This window comes from Halopelagius fulvigenes, assembly GCF_055398025.1.
This window is the reverse complement of sequence record NZ_AP043846.1, coordinates 2,697,862-2,724,130: the sequence shown is the minus strand read 5'-3', so window position 1 is coordinate 2,724,130 and position 26,269 is coordinate 2,697,862. Positions and strand designations below refer to the sequence as shown.

Here is a 26,269-nt window from a genome sequence, read left to right as displayed (position 1 = left end):
CGCCTCAGAGGTCGATTCGTTCGATAGTCGAACCGGAGCCTGCAGCGCCCATCTTCCTGCGACGAACGAGGCGATAAGACGCTACTCTCTCACTCACTCAACGGACGCTCCAACGCCTCGTCTATCGGTTCGTCGCCGGACCCGAGTTCGAACGTCTTCCCGTGGGTGTTCTCGGCCGTGAGCGACGCGGCGAGCGTTCGAGCCACGTCCTCGCGCGGAATCTCCGCGCTGTCGCGGTCGATTTCCTCCCCGACTTCGACCCGCCCGGTTCCTTCCTCGTTCGTCAGGGGGCCGGGGCGGACGATGGTGTAGGTCAGGTCGCTCTCGCGGAGGTACTCGTCGGCTTCGGCCTTCGCGCGCAGGTACTCTCGAAGCTCCTCGGGACTGTTCTCGGGTCGGTCGGCGTTGATGGAACTGAGCATCACGAACCGCTCTGCGCCCGCCTCCTCCGCGGCGTCGACGATGTTCATCGCGCCGTCGCGGTCGACGCCCCACACGTCCTCGCCGCCGGACCCCGCGGCGAAGACGACGGCGTCGCGCCCCTCGACGGCGTGCGTCACGTCCTCGGTCAGGTCGGCGACGACCGGTTCCGCGCCGAGCGATTCGATGTCTTCGACCTGCGCCTCGTCACGGACCATCCCGTAGGCGTCGTGGTCGCTCTCGGCAAGGATTCTCGTCAGGTGTTGCCCCACCTGTCCGTGCGACCCTGCGACGAGCACGTTCATGGCCCGGAGTTCGCCCGGAGTTCCGAAGAACCTGTTGCCCGGCCGCGCGACGAGGCGCAACCGATTTCGGCCCGTCCGCCCCTCCTTACCGCGGGCGCGCCTCTATCGTGGTGACGATACCGAACAGGGCCGTATCGGACCGCACGACGGGTAGCCCCGCCTCCGCGACGAGTTCGAGGGGTTCCTGGGTCCACCGACAGCCCATCTTCTCGTAGTGGGCGTCGGCGCGCCACTCTTGGAAGCGCGCGAACGGTCCGAAGTCGCTCTTCCCGTGTTCGACGAGCAGAATCCGCCCGGAGGGCGTACAGACGCGGCTCATCTCGCGAAGCGCGGCGACGGGGTCGGGGAACGTGCAGGTCGAGAGCGACGAGATGACGGTGTCGAACTCGTCGTCGTCGAAGTCGAGGTCCTGCGCGTCCATCTCGCGGAGGGTGTCGTCGCGGCCGAGTTCGTCGAGTCGCTCCCGGGCGTTCGCCAGCATCTCGGGGCTGATGTCGATGCCGACCAACTCGACGGACGCCGGCAGGTACCGGAAGTTCGGCCCCGTGCCGCAGGCCACGTCGAGGACGCGGCCCTCCGCGGTGGCGAACTGCCGCCGGCGGTATCGCCCGGCGAGAAACCGGTCGAGCCACTCCATCCGCGCCATCAAGTCGGCGCACTCCGCGTACGACGTCCGAATCTCCGCTATCGACTTCGGTCGCCGCTCCGACGGCGAGGAGTCGGTCGGTTCGGTCGAACTCACGAGTGATACCTCTCGTTCCACCGAGGTTCTACTGGCGCATAAAGATTGACGGCGGCGGTTACAGCGACGGAAGGACGCTCACAGCACCGCCGGAACGACGCTCGACAGCACCACCGTCGTGACGAGCCCAGTGAGGGAGATGATCGTCGTGAGGGCGGTCCACGTCCGGAGCGTCTCGCCGATGGTGAGGCCGCCGATCTCCTTGACCAGCCAGAACCCGGAGTCGTTGTACCACGAGAAGATGTTCCCGCCGGCCCCGATGGCCATCACGAGGAACGCGGGGTGGACGTCGAGTTGCGACACCTGCGGAGCCATGATGCCGGCGGTGGTCAGCATCGCCGCCGTCGCCGACCCCTGCGCGATGCGCACGATGGCGGCTATCAGCCACGCGCTGACTATCAGCGGGATGCCGATGCCGGCGAGGATGCCGGTTATGTAGTCGCCGATGCCGGACGCCGCCAGTAGCGCGCCGAACGCGCCGCCGGCGGCGGTAATCGCGGCGATGTTCCCGCCGCTTCGCAGCGCTTCGGTCAACTCCTCGGTCCACTCTTCGCGCTCCAAGTCGTTGTGGCGGTAGAACGTGTGCGCGGCCGCCATCGCCGCGATGGTGAGCGCCACGTTCTTGTTGCCGATGAACTGAATGTACGGCCGAATCGCCTCCAGCGCCGGGAACACGTCCCGGAAGGAGTTGACGAACGTCAGCGCGCCGACCAAGAGGACGGCGAGAAGGATGGGGAGGAGCGACTCGAACATGCCCGGAAGGGAACTCGTGTTCCGGTCGGCCAGTTCCTCGAGTTCCTCCGTCGTCGTCGCCATCGTGTCGCGGAGGGGGATGTCGAGTCGCTTGTTGATCCACCGCCCGTACACGATGCCGGCCAGAAACGCCGCCGGAAGGGCGGTGGCGATGCCGACGAGAATCGTCATCCCGAGGTTGACGCCGATTTCGTTCGCCACCGCGAGGGGGCCCGGCGTCGGCGGGACGAACACGTGCGTCGTCGCCGCGCCCGCGCCGACCACGACGATGAACAGGGTGTAGTCGCGGCCGACCCGCGCGCGCATCGACCGCGCGAGGGGTGCCATGAGGTAGAACACGCTGTCGAAGAAGACGGGGACGGCGAGCACGGTACTGCTCCCCCACAGGGCGATGTCGGAGTTCTCTCGGCCGAGTGCGCTCTGGAACCCGCGGACGACGCGCTGGGCGGAGCCGCTTTCGAGCATCGACTTTCCGATTATCGCGGCCATCAGAATCGGTATCCCGATGCCGGCCATGTTCTCGCCGAACGCGGCGGCGACTCGGCTAGCGGCGTCGGCCCACGCGAAGTCGGGCACGAACACCGCGTTGATGATGCCGACGAAGAACGCGGCGATGATTAGCCCGACGAACGCCGGGAGGTCCCACACGACTAACAGTAGTATGACCGCTGCCAACGCCAGGATGAACGTCAACAGCGGGCTATGTGCGAACTCTATTGCCATGGTTTGTTGTGATACTCTTCTCACTGCACAGTCGGGGTATAATTATCCACCGAAAACGAGTATTATATATAGAAATTATTATAAGAATAATCTATGAACCGAGCGTAAAATAATGACAGAACTTCACTCTCTGCATCTACGAGGTAGAGTGTGCGTCCCCGGGCGGAGAATGAGTTGAACGGACTACCGGGTTTACCGCCCGTACGTCGCCTCCCGCGCCACCGTGGACGGGTCACCGGTTCGGACGGCGGTCCGACGTCCGACGACGCTTGAGGCTGGAGCCGTCGGGAATCGTACATGTATCCGACGAAAACACTAGTTCTCGGCGGCCATAGCGCCCTTACGGGTAATCGCCTTGGTGTCGGTATGGCCTCCTATTACGTCGCTCTCATCGTGGTGAGCCTCGCCATTCTCGGAGCGGCGGTGCTCCCCCGGGTGTTCGCCGACAAACCGATATCGCTCCCCATAATCTACCTCGCGTCGGGGGCGGTGCTGTTCTTCGTCGCAGGGGTGGACGTCCCGCACCCGGTGGCCCGCCCCGAGGTCACGGAACGCCTCACCGAACTCGTGGTCATCATCGCGCTGATGGGCGCTGGCCTCAAACTCGACCGGCCGTTCGACTGGGGAGCGTGGTCCTCGACGTGGCGACTGCTCGCGATTACGATGCCGCTCTCCATCGCCGGCACCGCCCTCCTCGGCTGGTGGGTGCTCGGCGCGCACGTCGCGACGGCGATTCTCATGGGCGCGGTCATCGCCCCCACCGACCCGGTTCTCGCGGCGGACGTCCAGACGGGTCCCCCGGCGGAGGGCACCGACGAGGAGATAGACCCCGAGGAACAGGAGGGGACGATTCGGTTCGCGCTCACGTCGGAGGCCGGACTCAACGACGGACTGGCGTTCCCGTTCACCAACCTTGCCATCGCCCTCGCCGGCGCGGCGTCCCTCGCGGCGGGCGAGTGGCTCCGAGACTGGGTGCTCGTGGACGTGCTGTACAAGATTATCGTCGGCGTCATCGCGGGGTATGTCGTCGGGCGACTCATCGCGCGGTTCGTCTTCGGGGAACCCGCGAGTACGAGACTCGCCGTGGTGATGGAGGGTTCGGAGGCGTTGGCGGCGACGCTGTTCGCCTACGGCGCGACCGAACTGGTCCACGGCTACGGGTTCATCGCCGTCTTCGTCACCGCCCTCGTCCTCCGGCACTACGAGTGGGAACACGGCTACTACGAACACCTCCACGACTTCGCGGTGATGACCGAACGCCTGCTGATGGCCGGCATCCTCGTCCTCTTCGGCGGTACCCTCGTCAACGGACTGCTCGATCCCCTCACGTTGCCGATGGTCGGCGTCGGCCTCCTCATCCTGTTCGTCGTCCGACCGGTGGCGGGGATGGTGGGACTCCTCGGACACTCCGCACACTGGGCCGAACGACTCGTCATCGCGACGTTCGGCATCCGGGGTATCGGCTCCTTCTACTACCTCGCGCACGCGCTGAACGAGGCGACGTTCAAAGAGCAGGAACTCATCGTCGCCGCCGAGGAACTGTGGGCGCTACTCGGGTTCATCGTCGCCACCTCGACGGTGGTGCACGGAATCGCCGCGTCGCCGGTGATGGAGTGGTTGGACGAACGCCGCGCGTAGCACCCTTTCGCCCCGTCTCCCTCTCGTACCGACGGGTACGCGTTCTCGGCGTGTACGAGGTTCGCGCTGCGCGAGTGACCGTTCTGAAACGGAAACGACATACAAGTGCGTGGCCTCCGAACGGTGCGTTCACCGTGCCACGTGAACGCTCAGTCGATTTCTCGATAGACTACCTGCAGGTGCTCGCCCCCGACGGGTCCGCGGACGATGACCTCGACCCGGACCTCTCGGAGGACCGCCTGCTCGAGCTGTACCGGACGATGAAACGCTCGCGGCGACTCGACGAACGGGCCGTCTCCCTCCAGCGACGGGGGGAACTCGGGACGTACGCGCCGGCCATCGGACAGGAGGCCGCGCAGGTCGGAAGCGCGGGCGCCCTCGAAGAGACGGACTGGATGGTGACCTCGTTCCGCGAGACGCCCGCGTACCTCGCGCGCGGGACGCCGCCGCGGGCGATACTCCAGTACGCGATGGGGATGGAGGAGGGATCCGCCACCCCGCGCGAGGAGCGCAACTTCCCGCCTTCGGTCCCCGTCGGGTCCCAAGCCCTGCACACGGCGGGACTCGGGTGGGCCCAAGAGATAACCGGCGAGGACGCCGCGACCATCGGCTACTTCGGCGACGGCGCGACCAGCGAAGGCGACGTGTACGAAGCGCTCAACCTCGCCGGCGTGTTCGACGCGCACGCGGTCTTCCTCTGTCAGAACAACCAGTACGCCATCTCCGTCCCCCGAGCGAAGCAGACTCGCGCGGAGACGCTGGCGCAGAAGGCCATCGCGGCCGGAATCGACGGGATCCAAGTAGACGGTAACGACGTGCTCGGGACGTACACGGCAGTGCGAGATGCCTTAGAGAGCGCTCGGAACGGCGACCCGGTGTTCATCGAGGCGTTGACGTACCGTCGCTCGATCCACACCACCTCTGACGATCCGTCGGTGTACCGAAAGGTGGAGGAGGAAGACGAGTGGGAGGAACGCGACCCGATAGTCCGGTTCGAGACGTACCTCCGGGAGCGCGGCGTCTTGGACGACGACCGAGTCGAGGAGATACAGGAGGACATCGAGGAGGAACTCCGCGAGGAGATTCGACTCGCCAACGAGGCGCGGGAGGCCCTCGACGCGGCGGACATGTTCGACTACGTCTACGAGTCCCGCCCGCCGGAGGTAGACAGACAGCGCGCGGCGTTCACGGGGGAGGAGAATGGCCGATAAGCTGCGGATGGTCGAGGCGATTCGGGAGACGCTGTTCGAGGAGATGGACCGCGACGAGGGCGTCGTCGTCTACGGGCAGGACGTCGGCGTCAACGGCGGCGTCTTCCGCGCGACGCAGGGCCTCCTCGACGAGTACCCGAACCGCGTGTACGACGCGCCCGTCGCGGAGGCGGGCATCGTCGGCCTCGGCGTCGGCCTCGGCGCGTACGGGCTGACGCCGGTGCCCGAAATCGAGTTCTCGGGCTTCATGCACCAAGCGTTCCACCAGATACAGCAGCACGTCGCCCGCCTCCGGACGCGGACGCGCGGGGAACTCAACTGCCCGATGACGATTCGCGCGCCGTACGGCGGCGGCATCCGGGCGTTGGAGCACCACTCCGAGAGCTTCGAGGCCGGATACGCCCACACGCCCGGCCTGAAAGTCGTCGTCCCCGCGACGCCCGCGGACGCGAAGGGCCTCCTCGCCTCGGCGATACGCGACCCCGACCCGGTCGTCTACTTCGAACCGACGCGGCTCTACCGCGCGTTCCGCGAGGACGTGCCCGAGGGCGACTACACCGTCCCCCTCGGCGAGGCGGACGTGGTGCAGGAGGGCGACGACGTGACCGTCGTCGCGTGGGGCGCGATGCGCCACCGCGCGATAGACGCCGCGGAGGACGTGGACGCGAGCGTGGAGATAATCGACCCCAGAACCATCTCCCCCCTCGACTCGGAGGCGATTCTGGACTCCGTCAGGAAGACCGGTCGCTGCGTCGTCGTCCACGAAGCGCCGAAGACGGCGGGGATGGCCGCCGAGATAATCGCGCAGATAAACGACGATGCGCTCTACTATCTCGAATCGCCGGTCCAACGGGTCACCGGGTACGACGTGCCGTATCCGCTGTTCGCCCGCGAGGACGAGTACGTCCCCGGCGAGGAACGGATCCGAGGCGGTATCGAACGAGCGCTGTCGGAATAAGAGGGGGCGTACCGCCCGCGGCGGCGGCGCGGCGTTACTCCTCGTTACCGGACTTCGTCCGGTGGGCCGACGAGTTTCACTCGTCGACGTCGTCAGACTGCGTCTGACGGCCCGCCGAAGTCTCTTCGGCGGCGTCGCTGTTCTCTTCCATGTACTCCCGCGCCGCCGAGAGTGCGCCGTCGCGGTCGGTCGGTTCGGCGGTCAGGGGGACCTGATTCGACGTTCCGAGTTCGCCGCGCGGTTGGGAGTACACTATCCACTCGTCGCCGCCGCCGGCCTTCTCGGTGCAGACGACCCGTTCCTGCGGCCCTAACCACGAGTGCACGTCGTCGTCGGACTCTTCTGTCGTCCACCCGGACGGGGCGTCGTCGGGCGCGTCGGTAGCGGAACCCATTGTGGGATACCACGCCGCCGAGCGACATAGATGTTCACCGACCGCCACGTTTTCCGACGAGTTCGGTCGTCTCGCTTCGTTCGACTCTCTCTCGTCGGCGACCACCTCGCTTCGTCGCCCCCTTTCGATCCTGTCGGATTCGAAGTCGTTTCGCCGACGACGAAACTCCACCGCGTCGGCCCAATCTCACATCCCTCTGACCCTCCACGATTCGAGTATGCGCGACGATAGTCAATACGACGACTCCCGAGACGAGTACGGCTACGAGGAGATGAACGATCGGTCGTCGTCGCAGTCCCGGCTTCCCGTGCCCACCATCCCGTGGGGGTGGGCCCCCGCCTCCTTCCGAAGCGGAGACGACCACGTGACCGGCGACGAGGACTACGACACCGTGGCGGGCGACGACGAGGGCTACCGCCGGTCCGAGGACGACCAGTTCGCCGGCGGCCCCGACGACCGCCCGTCCGGGGGCGATGACGACTCGTGGTTGGACGAGGGACTCATCACCCTCCTCATCGTCAGCGGCGCGTTGCTGTTCCTCTTCCCGGAACCGGCGACGTCCGCGGTCGGAATCGTCCTCCTCGGCATCGGCATCATCGCGTGGGCCGCCGACATCATGCTGTGAGGTGCCGGCCCTCGCAGACGGCGGCGACGCCACCGACGTCGCGGCCCGTTTCAGAGGCCCTTCGCGGCTCTGCGACGCCGTGAGACAACCGTTTTACCGCGGTTAACTCCCGGATAACTCCGATAGCGGCTACATACTATTATGCCGATATGTATTACCCCGGCCCATGGTAGATGTCTCCGTAATCATCCCGACGCTGAAGCCGCCGGAGGAGATAGAGGCGGTCGAGTATCTGAAACGCGGGACGTTCGACGACTACGAGGTGGTCGTCTCGGACGCGTATCCAGTCACGCGGGCGCGGAACGAGGGTATCGAACACGCAAAGGCGGACAAGCTGGTGTTCCTCGACGACGACTCCCGCCCTCGTGAGAACTACCTCGAACGCGCCTCGGAGACGTTGGAGGACCAGTACGCCGTCGCCGGACGCATCTTCCACCCCCGCGACGACATCTTCGCGCGCTACTTCACCGCCCACTACGGTCACGGCGACGAACCGAAGACCGTAGACCGCTTCTGGGGCTGTAACATGGCGATGCGCCGAGAGGTGATAGAGGCCGTCGGCGGGTGGGACGAGCAGATGGGCTGGGGCCACGAGGAGAAGGAACTCGCCGACCGAGTGCAGGAGGAGTACGACATCTACTACGACCCCGAGATGGTCGTAGACCACCCCTACGCGGAGGGTATCTTGGACTACTGGCGCAAGCGCTACCAACTGGCGAAGCAGACGCCGTACTACTGGCAGACGCAGGGGCTCTCGCAGTCGGCGCAGGTGAAAGAGACGCTGAAGTCCCTCGTCCACCCGCTGAACTACCTCGGTCGCACCCCCACCGCCGCCCTCACGAGAACCGGCGGAACCCTCGCGCAGGGCGTCGGCCGGGTGCAGGGGTTGTTGGGAAACCGAATGCAGGAGTCCCCGAAGACGCCGACGACCGAGTACAAAGAGCCCGTGGGGGGAAAACAATGAGTTACGACGTCGCCGTCGTCGGCACCGGCGCGAACCCCGAGGAGAAGGACACCGACGGGTTCGCCATGGCGTACCGACACGCGGAGGCGTACGACCGCCTCGACGCCTGCGAACTCGTCGCCTGCACCGACATCGTCCGCGAGAACGCCGAGGCGTTCGCCGACTACTGGGACATCGCGGATGGGAACGTCTACACGGAGCTCGACCGGATGCTCCGCGAGGTCGAACCCGACGTGGTGAGCGTCTGCGTCCCGCCGGCGTTCCACGCCGACATCGTCGTGCAGTGCGCCGAGAGTGGCGTCGTCCGGGCCATCCACTGCGAGAAGCCGATGGCGAAGACGTGGGAGGGGTGCCGCCGGATGGTCGAACGCTGCGACGCCCACGGCGTCCAACTCACGTTCAACCACCAGCGACGCTTCGGCGGCCCGTTCCGCCGGGCGAAGGAACTCCTCGACGCGGGCGAGATAGGCTCGCTCCGACGCATCGAACTCGGCGGCAAGAACCTCTACGACTACGGGTCGCACTACTTCGACCTCTGCGGGTTCTTCACCGACCAGAGCGACCCCCTCTGGGCGATGGCCGGCATCGACTACTCCCAGGAGAACGTCCAGTTCGGCGTCCACAACGAGAACGGCGCTATCGCGCAGTGGCGCTACGAGAACGGCGTCCACGGCCTCGCCTCGACAGGCGAGTCGAGCATCATCCCCTGCGAGATTCGGCTCACCGGCACGGACGGGATGATAGACATCGGCGTCGACGACGGCCCCACGCTTCGGATGTTCAACGAGTCCTCGGGCGGGTGGAAGACGGTGGACGCCGACGGCGACGACATCCACTCGCCGAACTGGTCGAAACCCCGGACGGCGGCGCTGAAAATCGCCGAGCGCGTCCCCTTCCTCCCCGAGGAGTGGGTGAAGCAACCGACGTTCATCGACCGCGCGATAGCCGACGTGGTGGGCGCCCTCGACTCCGGCCGAAAACCCGAACTGGCCGCCGAGAACGTCGTCCAATCGACGGAACTGATATTCGCCTGCTGGGAGGCCGCCCGTCGGCGGACGAAGGTCGAACTCCCCCTCGACGTGGACGGCAACCCCCTCGAGGAGATGGTCGAAGACGGCGAACTGCTGGCCGACGAGCCCGAGAAACCGAAACAGACGCCGTAACCGGCGGCGCGGACGGACCGAGCGGCGAAGTACCTCTCCTCGACGGCCCGACGCGTCGGGCGCGCCTCCGATCGCTTCGGACGTAACTGTCATCCGAGAGACGGGCGTAGGCGATGCATGGAGTGGACACCGCTCGTCGCAGAACCGGTGGCGCGGTTCCCCGTCCTCACCCCCCTCCTCGCCGTCGTCCTCGCGGCGGTTCACGTCGTCACGGCGTACGTTCCCCACAAGGCATCGCTGCGAAGCAGGCAGTTGCTCTCCATGGGCGCGGGAACGTCCGTCGCGTACGTGTTCGTCCTCCTCTTTCCGGAGGTCGCGAAGGCGGCCGCCGAGGTGCGCACGATGTACGCGGGGCAGTTCTTCGCGGAGCAACTCGTCTTCCTCGCCGCGTTGGCCGGCCTCGTCGCGTTCTACGGATTGGAGGTGTACGCGGCGCACCGCATCGACGGTCGATTCGAGTCGTCCCGCGGCGGATACACCATCCACCTCGGGAGTTTCACCGCCTACTCCGCGCTCATCGGCTACCTCCTCTTCCATCAGGAGGTGGAGGGCGCACCCAACCTCGTGTTGTACACGGTGGCGATGGGACTGCATTTCCTGAACTTCGACAGGGGGTTGGACCGCCGGCACGGGGACCGGTTCAGGTCCACCGGTCGCTGGATTCTGGCCGGCGCGACGCTCCTCGGCGCGGGCATCGGAATCGTGACGCACGTCGGCGAACTCGCCCTCGGGATGCTGCTCGCGTTCCTCTCCGGCGGGTTGGTGTTCAACACGTTCAAAGAGGAGGTGCCCGAGGTCGACAAGGGACTCTTCCCCCCGTTCTTCGCGGGCGCGGCCGTCTACTCCGCCATCGTGCTCTTCATCTGAGTCTCGCGAAGAGCGTCTCACCACCACTCTTATGCGACCCCTCGCCGAACCACCGAGCAAATGAACCGTCCGCTCGCCGCCGTCGGGGGTGGATTCGTGGGAACGGTCGCGCTGAGCCTTTTGCTTTTACTGTTCGAGGTGGAGACGCGGTCGCGAATCCGCATGTTCGACGCCGTCGCGCGATTCGTCGGCGTCCCCGGCGACACCACTGTCGGATTTGTGCTCTTCGTCGTCGCCGGCGTCTTCGCGTGGCCGCTTCTGTTCGCCGCCGTCGAACAGTCGCTCCCCGGCGACGACCCCGCGATGAAAGGGATGGCCCTCGGAATCCTGCTTTGGGTGGCGTTCGTCCTCCTCGGACGCGGCGACCTCTCAGGGCCGATAATCGCCGCCTTCGCCGGCCTGACGCTCATGGCGCACCTCGCGTACGGATTCGTCCTCGGGAGCGCTTACGCCCGGTTCACGGGCGCGACACCCACCCACGACGCCGGTACCGAATCGGAGATGAGGTGGTGAGAGACGTTCTCGGAAGCCTAGAACTGCCCTTTGAACTTATGCCCGTGTTCTCCCTACCCCCCTGACACGCACTTCGTGCGATGCTATCGATGAATATTCCCCCCTTCGTCGTTCTCATCGTCGCCAGTCTCTTCGCCGCGAGCGTGGCGTACTGGCGGCGTCGTCGGAACGACGCGACGGCAGCGACCGAACTGCTCACCGACCGACTGCGGGCGGACGGCGGCGAACGACGTTCGCCCGACGACGAGGCGAACGAGACGTCCGCCACGGACGGCGGCGTTCCCCCGGCGGCGGGCATGCTGTTCAAGCGACAGCACAAGACGAGCAAACCCTACGGCCTGATGCGGTGGTTCACCACCGTGGACCACAAGGACATCGGATTTCTCTACCTCCTCTTCGGACTCGCGGCGGCGCTGTGGGGCGCGACGGACGCCTTCATGGTCCGGACGGAACTCGTTACGCCGAGTATAGACGTCTGGGACGCCGAGACGTACAACGCGCTGTTTACGACCCACGGGCTGACGATGCTCCTGTTCTTCGTGACGCCCGTGTTCAACGGCTTCGCGAACTACTTCCTCCCGCTGTTTCTCGACGCCGACGACATGGCGTACCCGCGAATCAACGCCATCGCCTTCTGGTTGGTCCCCCTCTCGTTCGTGATGGTTCGCGCGGGACTCCTGACTGAGGTGTTGGCGAAGATCATCGACGTGTTCGGGCCGAGCCTCACCTTCCTCTACGCGTTGGAACCCCCGGCCACCGGGTGGACGCTGTACGTTCCGCTGTCGGTGCAGATACCGAACCCCCAGATCGACCTGCTGCTCCTCGGGTTGCACCTCTCGGGGATAGCGACGGTCATCGGCGCGATAAACATCATCGTCACCGTGTTCACCGAACGTGGCGAGGGTGTCACGTGGTCGGACATGGACATCTTCTCGTGGTCGATACTCACCACGAGCGGTCTCATCCTGTTCGCGTTCCCCCTCTTGGGGAGCGCGCTCTTGATGCTCATCGCCGACCGAAACTTCGGCACGACGTTCTACGCCGTCGAAGTGCAGGGGCCGATACTGTGGCAGCACCTGTTTTGGTTCTTCGGCCACCCCGAGGTGTACATCCTCGTGTTACCCGCGTTCGGGTTGACGAGCCAGATCCTCCCGAAGTTCAGCGGTCGGACGCTGTTCGGCTACAAGTTCATCGTCTACTCGACGCTGGCCATCGGCGTCCTCTCGTTCGGCGTCTGGGCGCACCACATGTTCGCGACGGGCATCGACCCGCGGATCAAAGCCTCCTTCATGGTGGTCACGCTCTCCATCGCCGTCCCGTCGGCGGTGAAGACGTTCAACTGGATATCGACGATGTGGAACGGCGACGTCAGACTCGCCGCGCCGATGCAGTTCCTCGTCGGCGGCATCGGCCTGTTCATCGTCGGCGGCGTCACCGGCGTCTTCCTCGCGTCGATTCCGGTCGACCTCCTCGTCCACGGGACGTACTACGTCGTCGCGCACTTCCACTTCTTCGTCGCCGGCATCATCGCCTTCTCGATGTTCGCCGCGTCGTACTACTGGTACCCGCTTTTCACCGGCCGGTGGTACAGCAGACGCCTCGCGAACATCCACGCGGCCCTGAGCATCTCGGGCGTCGTCGTGACGTTCACGCCGCTTTTCATCATCGGGATGATGGGGCTCCCCCGCCGTTCGGCGTCGTACCCCGAGCAGTTCGCGCCGTTGCAACAGGTCGCCTCGTTCGGCGCACTCCTCATCGCCCTCAGCGTCGGCGTCTGGCTCTTCAACATGGTCCAGTCGTACCGCGTCGGACCGCGGATCCGGAGCGCGGACCCGTGGAACCTCAAGGCGACGGGGCAGTTCTCCAACGAGTGGCAGTGGTTCGAACGGCGACTCGAACAGGAGTTCGACTACGTCGTCGCCGACGAGGGGTCGGAACTCGACACGGGCCGAAACCGGACGGACAACCCCGAACGCTCCTCCGAGACCGAGGACGAGGGGACGCAGGGGGCGTCGGCGGAAGACGACTACTGACTACCGGTTGCCGGGGGTTCGGGGGTCCACCCGCCCCTCCCGGACGCGTTCGTCGTCTACGAACCGGTGGCTGTCGGTTCGTCTGTCCACGAGGAGCGCCACGTCGGCGGCGTCGTACAGCGTGAAGAAGGTGTCCCAATCGACCGCCCTGCTCGCGTCTCTCTCGTCCACGAGGTCAAGGCGCACCGACCCGCCGGGCGTCGCCGCGACGACGGGGCGCTTCCTGGCGGCGGCGGCCCACCCCTCGATCGCGCTCCGCTCCGAGAGCGCGTGTTCGGCTGACGGGTCCCTCGCCTGTCTGTCGGTGTCGTTCTCGGGAGGCATCGTCTCCGTGTCGTTGCCGCGGCACGGTGACGGTTCTCCTGCTTGCGATGGCAAGGACGCGTCGTCGCGGGACGGCCTCGCTCCGAAGTCGGGATCCGCTTGAAGGGCCGCGTTCGCGGGACTCAGCCGTCCGTTCGCACGCCGAGTTCCTCCTCGGCCAGTTCCGCGGCTTGCCGAATCGACCCGACGGAGGTGAGGTGTCCCGCGCCGACGGACGTCTTCATCGCCTTCGCGGGCGCGCCGGTGAACACCTTCGGGCCGAGTTGGGCCACTGCGCCGTCGCCGACGGAGACGATCCACCCCGGCACGTCGAACCGGTAGGGGTCGAGTCGCGGGGCGAAGTCGTCGCCGCCGCCCCGTTCGTGTTCGACCAGTCGGGCGACGTTCGTCGCCACCGTCCGCGCCTCCCGGATGGCCGCCGAGGCGGACGCGGGGACGGCCTCCCCGTCGGCGTCCACCGCCCGCGCGGCGTCGCCGACGACGAACGTCCGGTCGTCGAGTCGCAGGTCGCTCCTGACGAGGGGTCGGTCCCCGCCCATCGCCGCCGCGCCGGTGATGCCGCCGGTCCAGACGAACACGTCCGCCGGGAGCGTCTCGGCGTCCGTCTCGACGGCGTCGGCAGTGGCCCGGACGACGGGCGTCTCAGTCCGCACGTCGACGCCGCGGGCGGTCAGTTCCTCGCGCACCGCGTCGCGGAAGTTCTCCGGGAAGTTCGGCGCGACGTCGCCGAGTCGTTCGAGGACGGTCACGTCGGCGTCGAGATTCTCCTCGCGCGCGAGTGCGGCGAGTTCGCCCGCCGTCTGGACGCCCGAGAGGCCCGCCCCGCCGACGACGATTCGCACACCCTCGCCCGCGTCGAGGACCGCATCGCGGATGGCGAGGGCGTCGTCGACTCGCTTCAGCGGGTGCGAGTGCTCCTCGACGCCGGGAAGCCCGTAGTACGCCGTCTCCGCGCCGAGGCAGACGGCGGCGTAGTCGTAGGAGAGGGAGTCGTCGCCCTCGAAGTACACCTCGCGGGCGTCCCTGTCGAGGCGTTCGACGCGCGCCACCCGCGGTTCGGCCCGGTCGAACATCTCCGTCAGGGGGACTCGGATGGCGTCGGCGACGCTCGGTCTGCGGATGACCCGGTGGACCTCGTGTTGGACGAGGTGGGCGTCGGACTCGTCCACGACGACGAGTTCGGCCTCGGACGGGAGGCTCGATTCGAGTCGGCGAGCGAGCGTCACGCCGGCGTAGCCCGCGCCGAGTACCAGAATTCGCATACGGTCGCTTGGCGCGCCGCGACCAAAGAGCGTGCGGGTCGCCGGGCCGAACGGTCGGGCGGAGTCGCGCGGGGCGGAGGAACCGCCTCAGAAGAGGGCGTCGGACTCGGGGAGAATCTCGGCGGGGCCGCCGACGGACCAGACGTCCGTCTCCACGTCGCACGCCGCGACGGCGGACTCGACGCGTTCGACGTGTTCCTCGGTCGTGTTCACGTAGACGCTCGCACCCGTGTCCGTCGAGAAGTATACCGGGACGTCCTCCTCCTCGCGGAGTTCACGCACGGCGTTGAACACGGCGATGGTCCGCGGTTGCCAGTACACCCACCCGGCGGGGCCGGTCATCGTCGTCGCCGTCAGCGACAGCGAGTCGTGTTCGGCCAACTCGAACGCCCGGTCGAAGTCCGCCTCGCGGAGGGCGTCGCGCATCGTCTGTAACTGCTCGTGGACGTGCGCCATCCGCGCCTCGAACATGTGGCTCTCCGCGGCCTCCTCGTGGGCCTGTTCGGTCTCCTTGTAGGCGGGGACGTGCGCCGCGACGATTCGCAGGTCGTCTTCGAGGTCGGACTCGATGCGCTCCGATCGGCAGTCCTCGTCGTTGAGTCCGGCGTACAGGTGGGAGAACGCGCCGGTCACCGCGCGCGCCGCCGAGGAGGACCCGCGACGGGCGATCGTCGAGATATCGGGGCGGGAGAGGTCGAGGCCGGCGGCCTCGGCGAGGGCCATCGCCGCGGCGGCGAACCCCGACGAGGACGACCCGAAGCCGATGTTCGAGGGGAAGGAGTTCTCGCTCTCCAGTCTGACCGCGTGGTCGAACTCGGCGAGTCCGCGGACGTGGTCCACGACGGCGTCGATGCGTTCCGCGCCGCGGCCCGTCACTTCCTCGCCGCCGATGCGGTAGACGTCCTCGGCGGCGTCGGGTCGGAACTCCACCGTCGTCTTCGTGTGCGTCGGGGCGGTGCAGACGCTGATACTGTCGTGGTAGGGGAGTCGCAACTCCTCGTCTCGCATCCCGTGGTACTTTACGAGACCCTGAATCGGGTGTGCCTTCGCGGTGGCCTTCATGCACCTACGCGGGAGTGACTCCCGGTTAAACGTCCCGATGGGTCACGAGGAAGGGTCGCTCAGTCGTCGGACGGTTCTTCCGCCTTCGTCTCCGCCTCCGGCCCGCGTTGCCAGACGTTCGTGACGGGTTCGCCGGACGGCGGCGTGTGACTGACGTGCTTCATCGAGGTTCGGTCCGAGTTCATCGTGATATCTCTTCTCGTGGGGCGGCTTAACGCTTCGCTGGATATGCCTAGTACCTTCATTAGCATACTTAGGTGTATAAGGTGGACGAGACGCGGTGGCGCTCCGCTACCGCCAGAACGCCGCAGAAGAGGACGCGCGAGGAGAAGACGAGGCCGGAACCGGCGCTTTCGAACTGATCTCTGGTAACATCACGTTACTGCCTACTCTCCCGAACTAATATATCACTTCACGGACAATGGGGCAACCGGGTGACGCAGGTGTTACGTGGTCACGACGACGAAACTTTGATTATGGATTGGACTTAATCAACGCGACACATTCCGAAATTTATCCCCTGAGCGTGCGAATCATCGGAACTTCGAGCCGAGTGGTATCCAAATGAAAACTTGCCCCCACCGTCGAATCCCCCGTCGAACCGCCCCCATGAATTGTGCCCGAACCAACAGGAGCCCTCTCGAACATGTCTGAAACGTGGGACGCCGCGGGATACATCGCGAGTTCCCGCTACCGACTCGCGGTCTGTAAGTTGCTCGCGCGGAACGGACCGGACCTGCCCTCGCGGATAGCCGAGGAACTGGACTTGGCCCAACCGCACGTCTCGCGTGCGCTCTCGGAACTCCGCGAGAGAGACATCGTCGAACTACTCGTCCCCGAGTCCCAGCAGAAAGGGCGGCTGTACGGCCTCACCGGGGACGGTCAGGCCGCCCTCGCCCGACTGCGCGGACAGGCGGTGAACGTCGAGTTCGTCGACGAGTCGCGTTTCCCCCACGCGAACCTCCTCGACTACCTCCTCGACGCTCACGAGTCCGAACTCCGACTCGCTATCTCCCACCACGAGGACCGGACGGACGTCTACCTCGCCGCCGACGCCGCCGCGCGCACCCACGACGAGGAGTCGATTTCGAGCCTCGTCGCGTCGCTGGAAACTGACGGCTGCGACGGCGTCGAGTCCTCCGTCGTCGGACGGACGACGTTCGTCGTCCGCGGACTCGAAGGCGCGACGCTGGTCCAACTCCCCACGGACTGCGACGAAGACGTGTTCCTCTCGCTCGAACGAGGGGCCGACGTCTCCGTCGAATCGTTCGTCGAGAACTGCCAAGCGCACCTCTCCACCGAGAACTAACCGTCGCCTGCCTCCGAACGGGCGAATTCGTCGAAAGAGCGCACTGTCGGTGAGTCGAACATATCGGAGTTTGACGGGCGATACTAAGACGGGAAGGTGTTTAATCACGTAACAGACGTCCATACGTGTATTATAACAACGACTTTGTGTTCGGTCCTCCATCCGTCACTCGGCGTGGACCACCGCTCCGTCCACGAGTCAGTATCGAGTGCCGTCGTCACCGGGTTCACGCCGTCGAAGATACCATGTCCGTGCCGGCGACCGTTCGCCGCGGCCGCCGCTTTTCGTCTTTTCCGCCGGTTCGAGGCGTCAGTCACCGATTTCTCTCCTCTGGACCGCGCGGGCCGCGGAAACTGCCGCTCACCGTCCGTTAGTTGTTGTAATATTCTACTACAAGAGAAACGGCGGAGTAGTTTGTAGAAATTTACAACACCTTATGTAGTACCCGCCCATCTCGGTATCCAAGAACCGCCGGCGCGTCCGGTGGCGACCGGTTGCCCGGAACCGGTCAGGACGGAAACCCCGGGAGCCCCCACAATGATACGAAAGGTACTCGCGGTAGTCCTCGTCGGCGCACTGATTTCGAGTGCAGTTCCGGTCGCCGCACAGACCGTGGACCCGGAACTTCGGACGTACGTCTCCTCCCCGACGCTGACTCCCGGTCAGGTGAACGAGGTACAGGTGCAGTTGGTGAACGACGCGACCGACTTCGACGACACTGCGCGCACGGCGAAGAACATCAACGTCAACCCGAAGGACACGGGCCGCCTCGACGTGCAGACGGGGAGTCTGTTCCTCCCCACGCTGGCGGACCCGGACGCGGCCCAACAGGGTTCGGCAGCGACGCAAGAGATAACCATCGCGGTGAAGGTGCCCTCCGACATCGAAGCGGGGACGTACCGGATTCCGATAAAGGTCCAGTACGAGTGGGATGGCGAGAACGGGCCGCGCGAACGCACCACCACGGAGTACGCCACCGTTCGCGTCGAGGAGGGTCCGCGCTTCGCCGTCGTCGATACGAACTCGACGACCACCGTCGGCGGAAGCGGGACGTTCGAGGTGACGATGGAGAACGTCGGCGAACAGGACGCGAGGGACGCGAGCCTGACGCTCTCCTCGCAGAGCGGAGACGTCTCCATCAGCGGCGGCCAGCAGGGTAACCGGTACGTGGACCGGTGGGAGACGGGCGAGACGCGCACGTTCGAGTTCGACACCAGCCTCACCAACACGGCCCGACCCGGAAACTACACGCTCAACGCCTTGGTGTCGTACAAGGACGCCAACGGCAACGACGGTCGGAGCCCCAACATCTCGCTCGGGATGAACGCCCTGCCCGAACAGACGTTCGACATCAGCGGCGTCAACAGTTCGCTCCGCGTCGGCGAGGAGGGGACGCTCTCCGCCGAGGTGACGAACAACGGCCCGCAACCGGCGAAGAACGCGGTGGTCGTCATCGACCAATCGGGGGAGACGGTGACGCCCATCGAGACGGAGTACGCCGTCGGTGACTTAGCGCCCGGCGAGTCCGCGCCCGTCTCGTTCGACGTGGAGGTGTCGTCGGAGGCCACCTCCGGCCCGCGCCAACTCGGCATGTCCGTCAAGTACCGCGGCGACGACGGCACGCAGCGACAGTCCGACACCATCGACGTCCGGGCCGAAGTCGCCCCGCAGACCGACGAGTTCGAGGTCGAACCGGTGAACGCGACGTTCGCGGCGGGCGACGGCGGAACGCTCGAACTGACGGTGACGAACACCCGCGACGAGACGCTGACCGACATCTCGGCGAAGATATACCCCGAAGCACCGCTCTCCTCGACCAACGACCAGGCGTTCATCGAGAAACTCGGTCCGGGCGAGTCCGAGACCATCGTCTTCCAGACGAGTGCTGGCGGCGACGCGATGCCGAAGACGTACCCGATGAAACTCGACTTCCAGTACGACGACGCCGACGGTGACACCATCATCTCCGACACGTACCAAGTCCCCGTCCGGGTGACCGAATCCGAAGGCGGCGGCCTGCCGTTCGTCGTCGCGGGCGTCGCCCTCGCCCTCCTCGGCGCGGGCGGAGCGCTCGTCTACCGCCGGCGGGACTGATAGATGGACCTCGACCACCAACGCGTCGTCGACTGGGCCGACGACCACATCGTCGAGCGACCGGGGAAGGTGATGCTCGCCTTCTTCGTCGTCACCGCGGTGTTCACGGTCGGTCTGGGAAACGTCTCGACGGAAGCCGGAACGCAGCAGTTCGCCGAAGACATCCCCGCACAAGAGGCGCTCGATAGGGTGAACGACGAGTTCAGCTCGTCGTACGGCGCGGACACCGGCAGCACGCAGCTCATCCAACGCGACCAGAACGTCCTCTCGAAGCAGTCGATGGTGAACATGTTGCGGTTGCAGCAGAAGTTAGAGGAGCGACCGGAGATGCGCGTCAGCGGAACGTCGTCGGCCGCCTCCGTCGTCGCACAGACCATCGACCCGAACGCGACGACGCTGGACCAGCAGATAACGACCCTCGAACGGGCGACGCAGACCGACGTTCGGCGGGCGGTCCGGCAGAACGCCGACAACCCGGCGTTCACCGGCACCCTGAGCAACGACTTCAACGAGGAGGACGCCTCCGCGTCGGCGACCATCGGCGTCGTCGAGCACACGCTCCCGACCGGCCTCTCCAGCTCGTCGGCGGGACAGTCGGGGGAGAGTCCGCTCACCCCGATTCAGACGCAGGCGCAGCGTATCGCGGCCACCTCCGACGGCGACATCACCGTCTTCGGGAGCGGCATCATCTCGCAGGAGTTCTCGACGGTGACGACGGACTCGCTTCTCATCGTCACGCCCGCGGCGGTGCTTCTCATCGTCCTGTTCCTCGTCATCGCCTACCGCGACTTGGTGGACCTCCTGTTGGGGGCGTTCGCGCTGGCGATGGCGGTCATCTGGACGTTCGGCTTCCTCGGGTTGGCGGGCATCCCGTTCAACCAGATAATGATCGCCGTCCCGCCGTTGCTCCTCGCGGTGGGGATCGACTTCGGCATCCACGCGGTGAACCGCTACCGCGAGGACCGCCAGACCGGACTCGACATCGACGCGGCGATGCGGGTGGCGACCGACCAGCTTCTCGTCGCCTTCTTCATCGTCACGGGGACGACGGTCATCGGCTTCCTCTCGAACCTCGCCTCCGACCTGCCGCCCATCCGCGACTTCGGCGTCGTCGCGGGCGTCGGCATCACCTTCACCTTCCTCATCTTCGGGGTGTTCCTCCCCGCGGCGAAGGTGTGGATAGACCACAAGCGCGAGCGGTACCCCATCCCGACGTTCAGCCAGTCGCCCCTCGGACAGGAGGGGTCGGCCCTCGGCGACGTGCTGAGCGTCGGCGTCGGCATCGCGGACAGAGCGCCCGTCATCTTCCTCGTCGCGACGCTCCTTCTCAGCGCCGGCGCGGGCGCGTACGCGACGGGCGTGGACACCTCGTTCTCGCAGGAGGACTTCCTCCCGCCGGAGGAGGTGCCCGCCTACCTGAAGGCGCTTCCCGAACCGTTCGCGCCGAGCGAGTACACCGTCGTCTCGCAGCTGAACTTCCTCGAAGACAAGTTCACCAGCACGCAGGGGGGGACGGTCACCATCTACGTCGAGGGCAGGATGGAAAACGACGCCGCACTCGAACAGGTGTACCGCGCGGGCGAGGACCCGCCGGACTCGTTCGTCTCGGAGAACCGCCGCGCGGAGTCAGAGAGCATCGTGACCGTCATCCAGTCGTTGGCCGAACAGGACGAGGAGTTCGCGGCCCTCGTCGACCGCAACGACAGGGACGACAACGGCGTCCCCGACGACAACCTCGGCGAGATCTACGACTACCTCGAATCCTCGCCGATGGAGTCGCAGGCGTCGCAGTACCTCGCGGAGGACCACCGGAGCACTCGCGTCGTCTACACCGTCTCGGCGGACGCGTCCGACCGCGAAGTGACGAACGACGCGCGCCAGGTCGCCGACCGGTTCCGCTCCGACTACGACGCCATCGCCACCGGGAGCACCATCGTCTTCCTGGAGGTGTCCGACCTCATCTTTACGTCTGCGGTGACGAGTCTGGCGCTCGCGCTCGGGGGAACCGTCGTCTTCCTCGTGTTCATCTACTGGCTCCTCGAGGACTTGCCCTCTATCGCCGTCGCTAACCTCATCCCCATCGTCGCCTCCGTGGCGTTCGTCGCCGCGACGATGCGACTGCTCGGCATCTCCTTCAACGCCTTCACGGCGACGATCCTCTCGCTCACCATCGGCCTCGGCATCGACTACTCCGTCCACGTCGTCCACCGGTTCATCGACGAACGCAAGGAGACGGACGTGATGACGGCGCTCCGGCGCACCGTCGTCGGGACGGGCGGGGCCCTGATGGGGAGCATGTTCACCACGGCGTTCGGCATCGGCGTCCTCGTCCTCTCCGTCCTCTCCGTCCTCGGGCAGTTCGGGGTGCTGACGGCCATCTCCATCATCTACTCGTTCGTCACGTCGCTCGTGGTCCTCCCGCCGGCCCTCGTCCTGTGGGACCGCATCGTGAACGACGACCCGAACGAACCGATGGGCGGCGGCCGCGACTCGCCGTCGGACTCCGACAGTCCTATGACCGCGACGGCGGACGGTGATTTGCTGTGAACCCACTCCGACCGGACGGCGGCAGTTCGCGGGACGGGGACGACGCACCCGCCGACGCCTCCGACGCGTCCCTCGATGCGCCCGGCGCGGCCGCCGACGGCGAACACGAGGCGGTCGAATCGCTCGAAGCGCTGGGGTTGTCGAACTACGCCGCCCGCGTCTTCGTCGCGCTACAGAAGCTCGGCGCGGGGACGGCCAAGGAGATTCACGACCTCGCGAACGTGCCGCGGTCGCAGGTGTACGGCGCGGCGGAGGAACTGGAGTCGCTCGGCTTGGTCGAACTCCAACAGGCCACGCCGAAGCGGTACCGGCCCGTGGGACTGGACGCCGCCCGGCGGCGACTCGCCGAGGAACTGAAGAGCGAGGCCGACCGGGCGTTCGACTACTTGGAGGCGGCGCGGCGACAGCGCACATCGGGCGAGACGCGCGACGACGTCTGGACCGTCCGCGGGCGCGAACCGGTCAACAACCGCCTCATAGAGCTCGCGGAACGGGCCAAAGAGCGGGTGGTCTTCGCCGCGCCCGACACCGACCTCGTCCCGACGGAGCTCGTCGCCGTCCTCGCGGAACGGGCCGACGACGGCGTCGCGGTGTGCGTCGTCAGCGAGAGCGAGGCGGTCCGAACCCGGTTCGCCGAGGCGGCGTCGTCGGTCGGCGTCCTGGAACCGCCGAACGAACCCCCGGCGTCGGACTTCACCGGCCGGGTGTTGCTCGTCGACGGCCGCGTGGTCTTTCTCTCCGTCGCGCCGGCGGCCGAGTCCGGCGGCGAGGAGACGGCCATCTGGAGCGCCGATACGGCGATGGCCGACATGCTCTCTCGCATCATCGAGGGAACGCTGGTCGAACGCTGACGGCCTCCTCGCGGGTCGGACGCCGCCCGTCGCTTACGACCCGACGCCGACGGCGCGCGTCGCCCCCCACGTCAGGACGACGATGCCGACGACGAACCCGCAGAGGGCGACGAGCATCGGGACGGGGTCGAGCAGCTTCTGACCGAGGAACGGTCCGCGGACGAGGAGGAACCCCGTGGCGACTGTCGCCGCGAGGCCGACGGTCGTCACGAACCCGTAGAAGTAGGTCAACACGCCGAGGCCGGCGCGGTCCGTCTCGAACTGTGAGGTGCGAGGCATACCGGAACCTGTAGATTCCGGTGACTTAGCCCTTCTCGTACGTGTCAGCCGACGCGTCGGTGTCGGACGCGCGTCCGACTTCGACTCCGACTCACCAGCGAATCTCGAAGCCCTCCTCGCCCTCGGGGTCGTCGTAGGTGGCGTCTACGTCCTCCACCTCGGCGGCGCTACTTCCGGTGTGACACCACTCGACCATCTCCTCGACGGCCGGGCGCGGCCCCTCGAAGACGGCCTCGACGCGGCCGTCGTCGCGGTTGTGGACCCACCCGTCCACGTCGCGTTCTCTGGCGGCGTCGCGTGTGCTCGCCCGGTAGTAGACGCCCTGTACCGTCCCGGAGACGAAGACGTGCGCGCGCACGCGGTCGTCTGTGGAACTCATACGTCGGCGTACGCGTTCCCGCCGGAAATATCGCCGGGAAAACCGCGGGGCGCGAGGAGGAGAAACCGCCGGACGCGACGCGGTGACTCGGAGCCGGCCGGGACGCCGCGCCGGAATTGGAGGAATCTAAGTGGGGGCCGTCCAACTCTCTCGTATGGAACTCTTCGGAACCGCGGGTATCCGCGGCGACGTCACGTCCCGGGTGACCCCGGAACTCGTACTCGCCGTGGGTCGCGCCGTGGGCCTCGACGTCGTGGAGTCCGGCGGACGGCCGGACGTGGTCGTGGGGCGCGACGGGCGAACGACGGGGGCGGGCCTCGCCGCGGCGGTGGAGTCGGGGCTGGAGTCCGCCGGCGCAAACGTGCTCAGAGTCGGCGTCGTCCCCACGCCGGCCCTCGCGTACGCCTCGCAGGGACGGCACGGCGTGATGCTCACCGCCTCGCACAACCCGCCGACGGACAACGGCATCAAACTGTTCGTGGACGGCGAGGAGTACGACAGGACGCTCGAACGCGCCGTCGAGGAACGCGTGGAGGCGGGCACCTCCCCCGCCGCGTGGGACGAGTGGGGCGACGCCTACTCGATGGAGTTACTGCCCGAGTACCGCGAGGCCGTCGCCTCGTACGCGCGGGCGTACGGCGCGTCCTGCGAGGGCCTCCGAATCGCCGTGGACTGCGGCAACGGCGTCTCCGCGCACGCGACGCCGCGCGTCCTCGACGAACTCGGCGCGCACGTCGTGACCCTCAACGGGCAGGTGGACGGCCACTTCCCCGGCCGGGAGTCGAAACCGACGCCCGAGACGCTTCGGGACCTCCGGGCGTTCGTCGCCGACTCCGAGTGCGACTTCGGCATCGGACACGACGGCGACTCCGACCGCATCGTCGTCGTCGGCCCCGACGGCGACGTGGTCCACGAGGACACCGTGGTCGCCATCCTCGCGGAACACTACGTCCGTTCCGGCGACGCGGACGACCCCGTGGTCGTGACGACGCCCAACGCCTCGGGCCGCATCGACGAACGGGTGTCGGCGGCGGGCGGACGGGTCGAACGCGTCCGCCTCGGCGCACTCCACGAGGGCATCGCCGCGGCCAGAGAAGGGGGCGGCGACGTGGTGTTCGCCGCGGAACCGTGGAAGCACGTCCACACCGCGTTCGGCGGGTGGATAGACGGCGTCGCGTCGGCGGCGGTGTTCGCCCGACTCGTCGCCGAGTCCGGCCTCGACGGCCTCCGCGAACCCGTGACGGAACGCCCCTACCGGAAGGTGAGCGTCGCCTGCCCGGACGCAGCGAAGGAGGAGACGATGCGGACGCTCGAATCGACGCTCCCGGAGGCGTTCCCCGACGCGTCGGTGAACACAGACTACGGCGTCAGGGTCGAACGTCCGGACAACTCGTGGATACTCGTCCGGCCCTCCGGGACCGAACCGTACGTCAGGGTGTACGCCGAGGCGGACGACGTGGACGCCCTGGTCGAGGCGGCCACCGACGCCGTCGAGGACGCCGTCGAGTCGGCGTCCTGAGGGGCGACCCGACGAACGGAGAGCGAGACCGAATCGACGGACGGGCGTCCGGTCGCGAGATAATCGGTCGTACGTCGAGAAACCGCGAATTTTTCGAACATATCGGTCAGCGAAGAAGCGGAGCATTTATGCGCATCTCTGAGACCTATCCTCAATAGGTGACCACACTCATGGATAGACGGAAATTCATCAAGGCGACCGGCCTCGCGGGCGCAGTGGGCCTCGCAGGTTGCACCGGCGGACCGAGTGGAGAGGGAACTAGCGGCGAGTCCGAGACGACGGGGTCCTCGGGAGAGGGCGACTCCTCGGCGACCGAACAGACGACGGGGTCCTCCGAACCGGAGGCGCACGTCGGCGTCGTGTACGCGACCGGCGGCCTCGGCGACGGGTCGTTCAACGACCAGGCCCAGCAGGGCATCCAGCAGGCCGCAGACGAGTTCAACGTCGCGTACAACGAGGCGCAACCGGACGAGGTGTCCCAGTTCCAGAACTTCCAGCAGCAGTTCGCCAGTTCGACGAGTCCGAACTACGACCTCGTCTCCTGCATCGGGTTCCTGCAGGCGGACGCACTCTCGCAGACCGCACCGCAGTACCCGGACCAGCAGTTCATGATCGTCGACAGCACCGTCGACGCCGACAACGTCGCGAGCTACGTGTTCAAGGAGCACCAAGGCTCGTTCCTCGCCGGTCAGATGGCCGGTCTGCTGACGACGCAGGAGTTCAGCGCGGGCGACGGCGCGACGAACCCCGACCAGAAGACGGTCGGCTTCGTCGGCGGCGTCGAGAGCGGCCTCATCGCCAAGTTCGAGGCCGGGTACAAGGCCGGCGTCAAGAACGCCGACGACTCGGTCAACGTCCAGTCCACGTACGTGGGCAGCTTCAACGACCCCTCCGCGGGGAAGGAGGCGGCGCTGTCGATGTACAACAGCGGTGCGGACATCGTCTACCACGCCGCGGGGAACACCGGCACCGGCGTCTTCCAAGCCGCCAAAGAGCAGGGCGCGTTCGCCATCGGCGTGGACCGCGACCAGTCGCTCACGAAGCCCTCCTTCGCGAGCGTCATCCTCGGGAGCATGGTCAAGCGCGTCGACACCGCGGTGTACAACGCCGTGAAGTCGGTCGTCAAGGGCAACTTCGAGGGCGGTTCCACGGTCACGCTCGGTCTGAAGCAAGAGGGCGTCGCCCTCGTGTACGGCGACGCCATCGGCTCGGAGATTCCGTCCGACGTGAAGGACTCGGTCAGTTCCGTCCGCGAGAAGATAATCGGCGGTTCCATCTCCGTGCCGACGGACCCGTCCGAAGTCTAACGTCGAATCGGCGGAACTAAACTATTC

Annotated in this window: 25 protein-coding genes; 15 read left to right on the top strand and 10 right to left on the bottom strand. The window is 66.6% G+C overall.

All coding sequences use genetic code 11. From position 1 onward, the window contains the following. Window positions 1–89: 89 nt before the first annotated feature. The 3 genes from ACZ522_RS19060 to ACZ522_RS19050 form a co-directional block, all read right to left on the bottom strand. The gene (locus ACZ522_RS19060) at window positions 90–725 is read right to left on the bottom strand and encodes an SDR family oxidoreductase (RefSeq protein WP_379695959.1); all 636 of its coding nucleotides are present in this window, start codon (window positions 723–725) and stop codon (window positions 90–92) included. Window positions 726–810: 85 nt separating this feature from the next. Continuing rightward, window positions 811–1,371, bottom strand: a complete 561-nt coding sequence (locus ACZ522_RS19055; protein WP_379699843.1) for a class I SAM-dependent methyltransferase — start codon at window positions 1,369–1,371, stop codon at window positions 811–813. Between the two features lie 174 nt (window positions 1,372–1,545). Continuing rightward, complete coding sequence (locus ACZ522_RS19050; protein WP_379695961.1) at window positions 1,546–2,943, bottom strand: GntP family permease; 1,398 nt, start codon at window positions 2,941–2,943, stop codon at window positions 1,546–1,548. Window positions 2,944–3,309: 366 nt separating this feature from the next. Here ACZ522_RS19050 and ACZ522_RS19045 point away from each other — a divergent pair, with 366 nt between their 5' ends. From ACZ522_RS19045 to ACZ522_RS19035, 3 genes are all read left to right on the top strand, one after another. Then, window positions 3,310–4,581 carry a cation:proton antiporter gene (locus ACZ522_RS19045; RefSeq protein WP_379695963.1) on the top strand — a complete coding sequence of 424 codons (1,272 nt, stop codon included), beginning with the start codon at window positions 3,310–3,312 and terminating at the stop codon, window positions 4,579–4,581. Between the two features lie 134 nt (window positions 4,582–4,715). Further along, window positions 4,716–5,792 carry a pyruvate dehydrogenase (acetyl-transferring) E1 component subunit alpha gene (gene pdhA / locus ACZ522_RS19040; RefSeq protein ID WP_379695965.1) on the top strand — a complete coding sequence of 359 codons (1,077 nt, stop codon included), beginning with the start codon at window positions 4,716–4,718 and terminating at the stop codon, window positions 5,790–5,792. Then, on the top strand, window positions 5,782–6,750 hold the full coding sequence (locus tag ACZ522_RS19035; RefSeq protein ID WP_379695967.1) for an alpha-ketoacid dehydrogenase subunit beta: 969 nt from the start codon (window positions 5,782–5,784) through the stop codon (window positions 6,748–6,750). Before pdhA ends, ACZ522_RS19035 begins: the two co-directional genes overlap by 11 nt. A 76-nt stretch (window positions 6,751–6,826) precedes the next feature. Here ACZ522_RS19035 and ACZ522_RS19030 read toward each other — a convergent pair whose 3' ends face one another. After that, a complete protein-coding gene (locus ACZ522_RS19030; protein WP_379695969.1) occupies window positions 6,827–7,144 on the bottom strand; it encodes a hypothetical protein in 318 nt (105 codons plus the stop codon). Window positions 7,145–7,361: 217 nt separating this feature from the next. On the opposite strand from ACZ522_RS19030, the gene ACZ522_RS19025 reads away from it, so the two are divergent. The 6 genes from ACZ522_RS19025 (at window position 7,362) to ACZ522_RS19000 (ending at window position 13,309) form a co-directional block, all read left to right on the top strand. Beyond that, window positions 7,362–7,769, top strand: coding sequence for a hypothetical protein (locus ACZ522_RS19025; protein WP_379695971.1), 408 nt, complete (start codon window positions 7,362–7,364; stop codon window positions 7,767–7,769). Window positions 7,770–7,935: 166 nt separating this feature from the next. Then, a complete protein-coding gene (locus ACZ522_RS19020; protein WP_379695973.1) occupies window positions 7,936–8,733 on the top strand; it encodes a glycosyltransferase family 2 protein in 798 nt (265 codons plus the stop codon). Continuing rightward, window positions 8,730–9,896 (top strand): Gfo/Idh/MocA family protein, encoded by a 1,167-nt coding sequence (locus tag ACZ522_RS19015; RefSeq protein ID WP_379695975.1) that lies wholly within the window; start codon window positions 8,730–8,732, stop codon window positions 9,894–9,896. Before ACZ522_RS19020 ends, ACZ522_RS19015 begins: the two co-directional genes overlap by 4 nt. A gap of 117 nt (window positions 9,897–10,013) precedes the next feature. Next, on the top strand, window positions 10,014–10,763 hold the full coding sequence (locus ACZ522_RS19010) for a hypothetical protein (RefSeq protein ID WP_379695977.1): 750 nt from the start codon (window positions 10,014–10,016) through the stop codon (window positions 10,761–10,763). A gap of 60 nt (window positions 10,764–10,823) precedes the next feature. Further along, window positions 10,824–11,276, top strand: coding sequence for a DUF6789 family protein (locus ACZ522_RS19005; protein ID WP_379695979.1), 453 nt, complete (start codon window positions 10,824–10,826; stop codon window positions 11,274–11,276). A gap of 89 nt (window positions 11,277–11,365) precedes the next feature. Then, complete coding sequence (locus tag ACZ522_RS19000; RefSeq protein ID WP_379695981.1) at window positions 11,366–13,309, top strand: cbb3-type cytochrome c oxidase subunit I; 1,944 nt, start codon at window positions 11,366–11,368, stop codon at window positions 13,307–13,309. Here ACZ522_RS19000 and ACZ522_RS18995 read toward each other — a convergent pair whose 3' ends face one another. The 4 genes from ACZ522_RS18995 to ACZ522_RS18980 form a co-directional block, all read right to left on the bottom strand. Then, window positions 13,310–13,633, bottom strand: a complete 324-nt coding sequence (locus tag ACZ522_RS18995) for a hypothetical protein (protein WP_379695983.1) — start codon at window positions 13,631–13,633, stop codon at window positions 13,310–13,312. A gap of 122 nt (window positions 13,634–13,755) precedes the next feature. Continuing rightward, on the bottom strand, window positions 13,756–14,895 hold the full coding sequence (locus tag ACZ522_RS18990; RefSeq protein ID WP_379695985.1) for an NAD(P)/FAD-dependent oxidoreductase: 1,140 nt from the start codon (window positions 14,893–14,895) through the stop codon (window positions 13,756–13,758). 87 nt (window positions 14,896–14,982) lie between these two features. Beyond that, window positions 14,983–15,957 (bottom strand): phosphomevalonate decarboxylase MvaD, encoded by a 975-nt coding sequence (gene mvaD, locus ACZ522_RS18985; protein ID WP_379695987.1) that lies wholly within the window; start codon window positions 15,955–15,957, stop codon window positions 14,983–14,985. A gap of 59 nt (window positions 15,958–16,016) precedes the next feature. Next, the gene (locus tag ACZ522_RS18980; protein WP_379695989.1) at window positions 16,017–16,142 is read right to left on the bottom strand and encodes a hypothetical protein; all 126 of its coding nucleotides are present in this window, start codon (window positions 16,140–16,142) and stop codon (window positions 16,017–16,019) included. Between the two features lie 461 nt (window positions 16,143–16,603). Here ACZ522_RS18980 and ACZ522_RS18975 point away from each other — a divergent pair, with 461 nt between their 5' ends. From ACZ522_RS18975 to ACZ522_RS18960, 4 genes are all read left to right on the top strand, one after another. Continuing rightward, window positions 16,604–17,266, top strand: coding sequence for a winged helix-turn-helix domain-containing protein (locus ACZ522_RS18975; RefSeq protein ID WP_379695991.1), 663 nt, complete (start codon window positions 16,604–16,606; stop codon window positions 17,264–17,266). Between the two features lie 537 nt (window positions 17,267–17,803). After that, on the top strand, window positions 17,804–19,360 hold the full coding sequence (locus tag ACZ522_RS18970) for a COG1361 S-layer family protein (protein WP_379695993.1): 1,557 nt from the start codon (window positions 17,804–17,806) through the stop codon (window positions 19,358–19,360). 3 nt (window positions 19,361–19,363) lie between these two features. Beyond that, window positions 19,364–21,907, top strand: a complete 2,544-nt coding sequence (locus tag ACZ522_RS18965; protein WP_379695995.1) for an efflux RND transporter permease subunit — start codon at window positions 19,364–19,366, stop codon at window positions 21,905–21,907. Beyond that, window positions 21,904–22,758 (top strand): TrmB family transcriptional regulator, encoded by an 855-nt coding sequence (locus ACZ522_RS18960; protein ID WP_379695997.1) that lies wholly within the window; start codon window positions 21,904–21,906, stop codon window positions 22,756–22,758. The genes ACZ522_RS18965 and ACZ522_RS18960 overlap by 4 nt, the downstream gene beginning before the upstream one ends. Window positions 22,759–22,791: 33 nt before the next feature. Here ACZ522_RS18960 and ACZ522_RS18955 read toward each other — a convergent pair whose 3' ends face one another. Both ACZ522_RS18955 and ACZ522_RS18950 read right to left on the bottom strand, forming a co-directional pair. After that, window positions 22,792–23,037 (bottom strand): DUF8132 family protein, encoded by a 246-nt coding sequence (locus tag ACZ522_RS18955; protein WP_379695999.1) that lies wholly within the window; start codon window positions 23,035–23,037, stop codon window positions 22,792–22,794. A 91-nt stretch (window positions 23,038–23,128) separates the two neighbouring features. Further along, on the bottom strand, window positions 23,129–23,416 hold the full coding sequence (locus ACZ522_RS18950; protein ID WP_379696001.1) for an acylphosphatase: 288 nt from the start codon (window positions 23,414–23,416) through the stop codon (window positions 23,129–23,131). Between the two features lie 154 nt (window positions 23,417–23,570). Between ACZ522_RS18950 and ACZ522_RS18945 the strand changes: the two genes are divergently transcribed. Then, entirely contained in the window at window positions 23,571–24,935 is a 1,365-nt protein-coding gene (locus ACZ522_RS18945) for a phosphohexomutase domain-containing protein (RefSeq protein WP_379696003.1), read from the top strand. 170 nt (window positions 24,936–25,105) lie between these two features. Further along, window positions 25,106–26,242, top strand: coding sequence for a BMP family lipoprotein (locus ACZ522_RS18940; protein WP_379696005.1), 1,137 nt, complete (start codon window positions 25,106–25,108; stop codon window positions 26,240–26,242). Window positions 26,243–26,269: the final 27 nt, after the last annotated feature.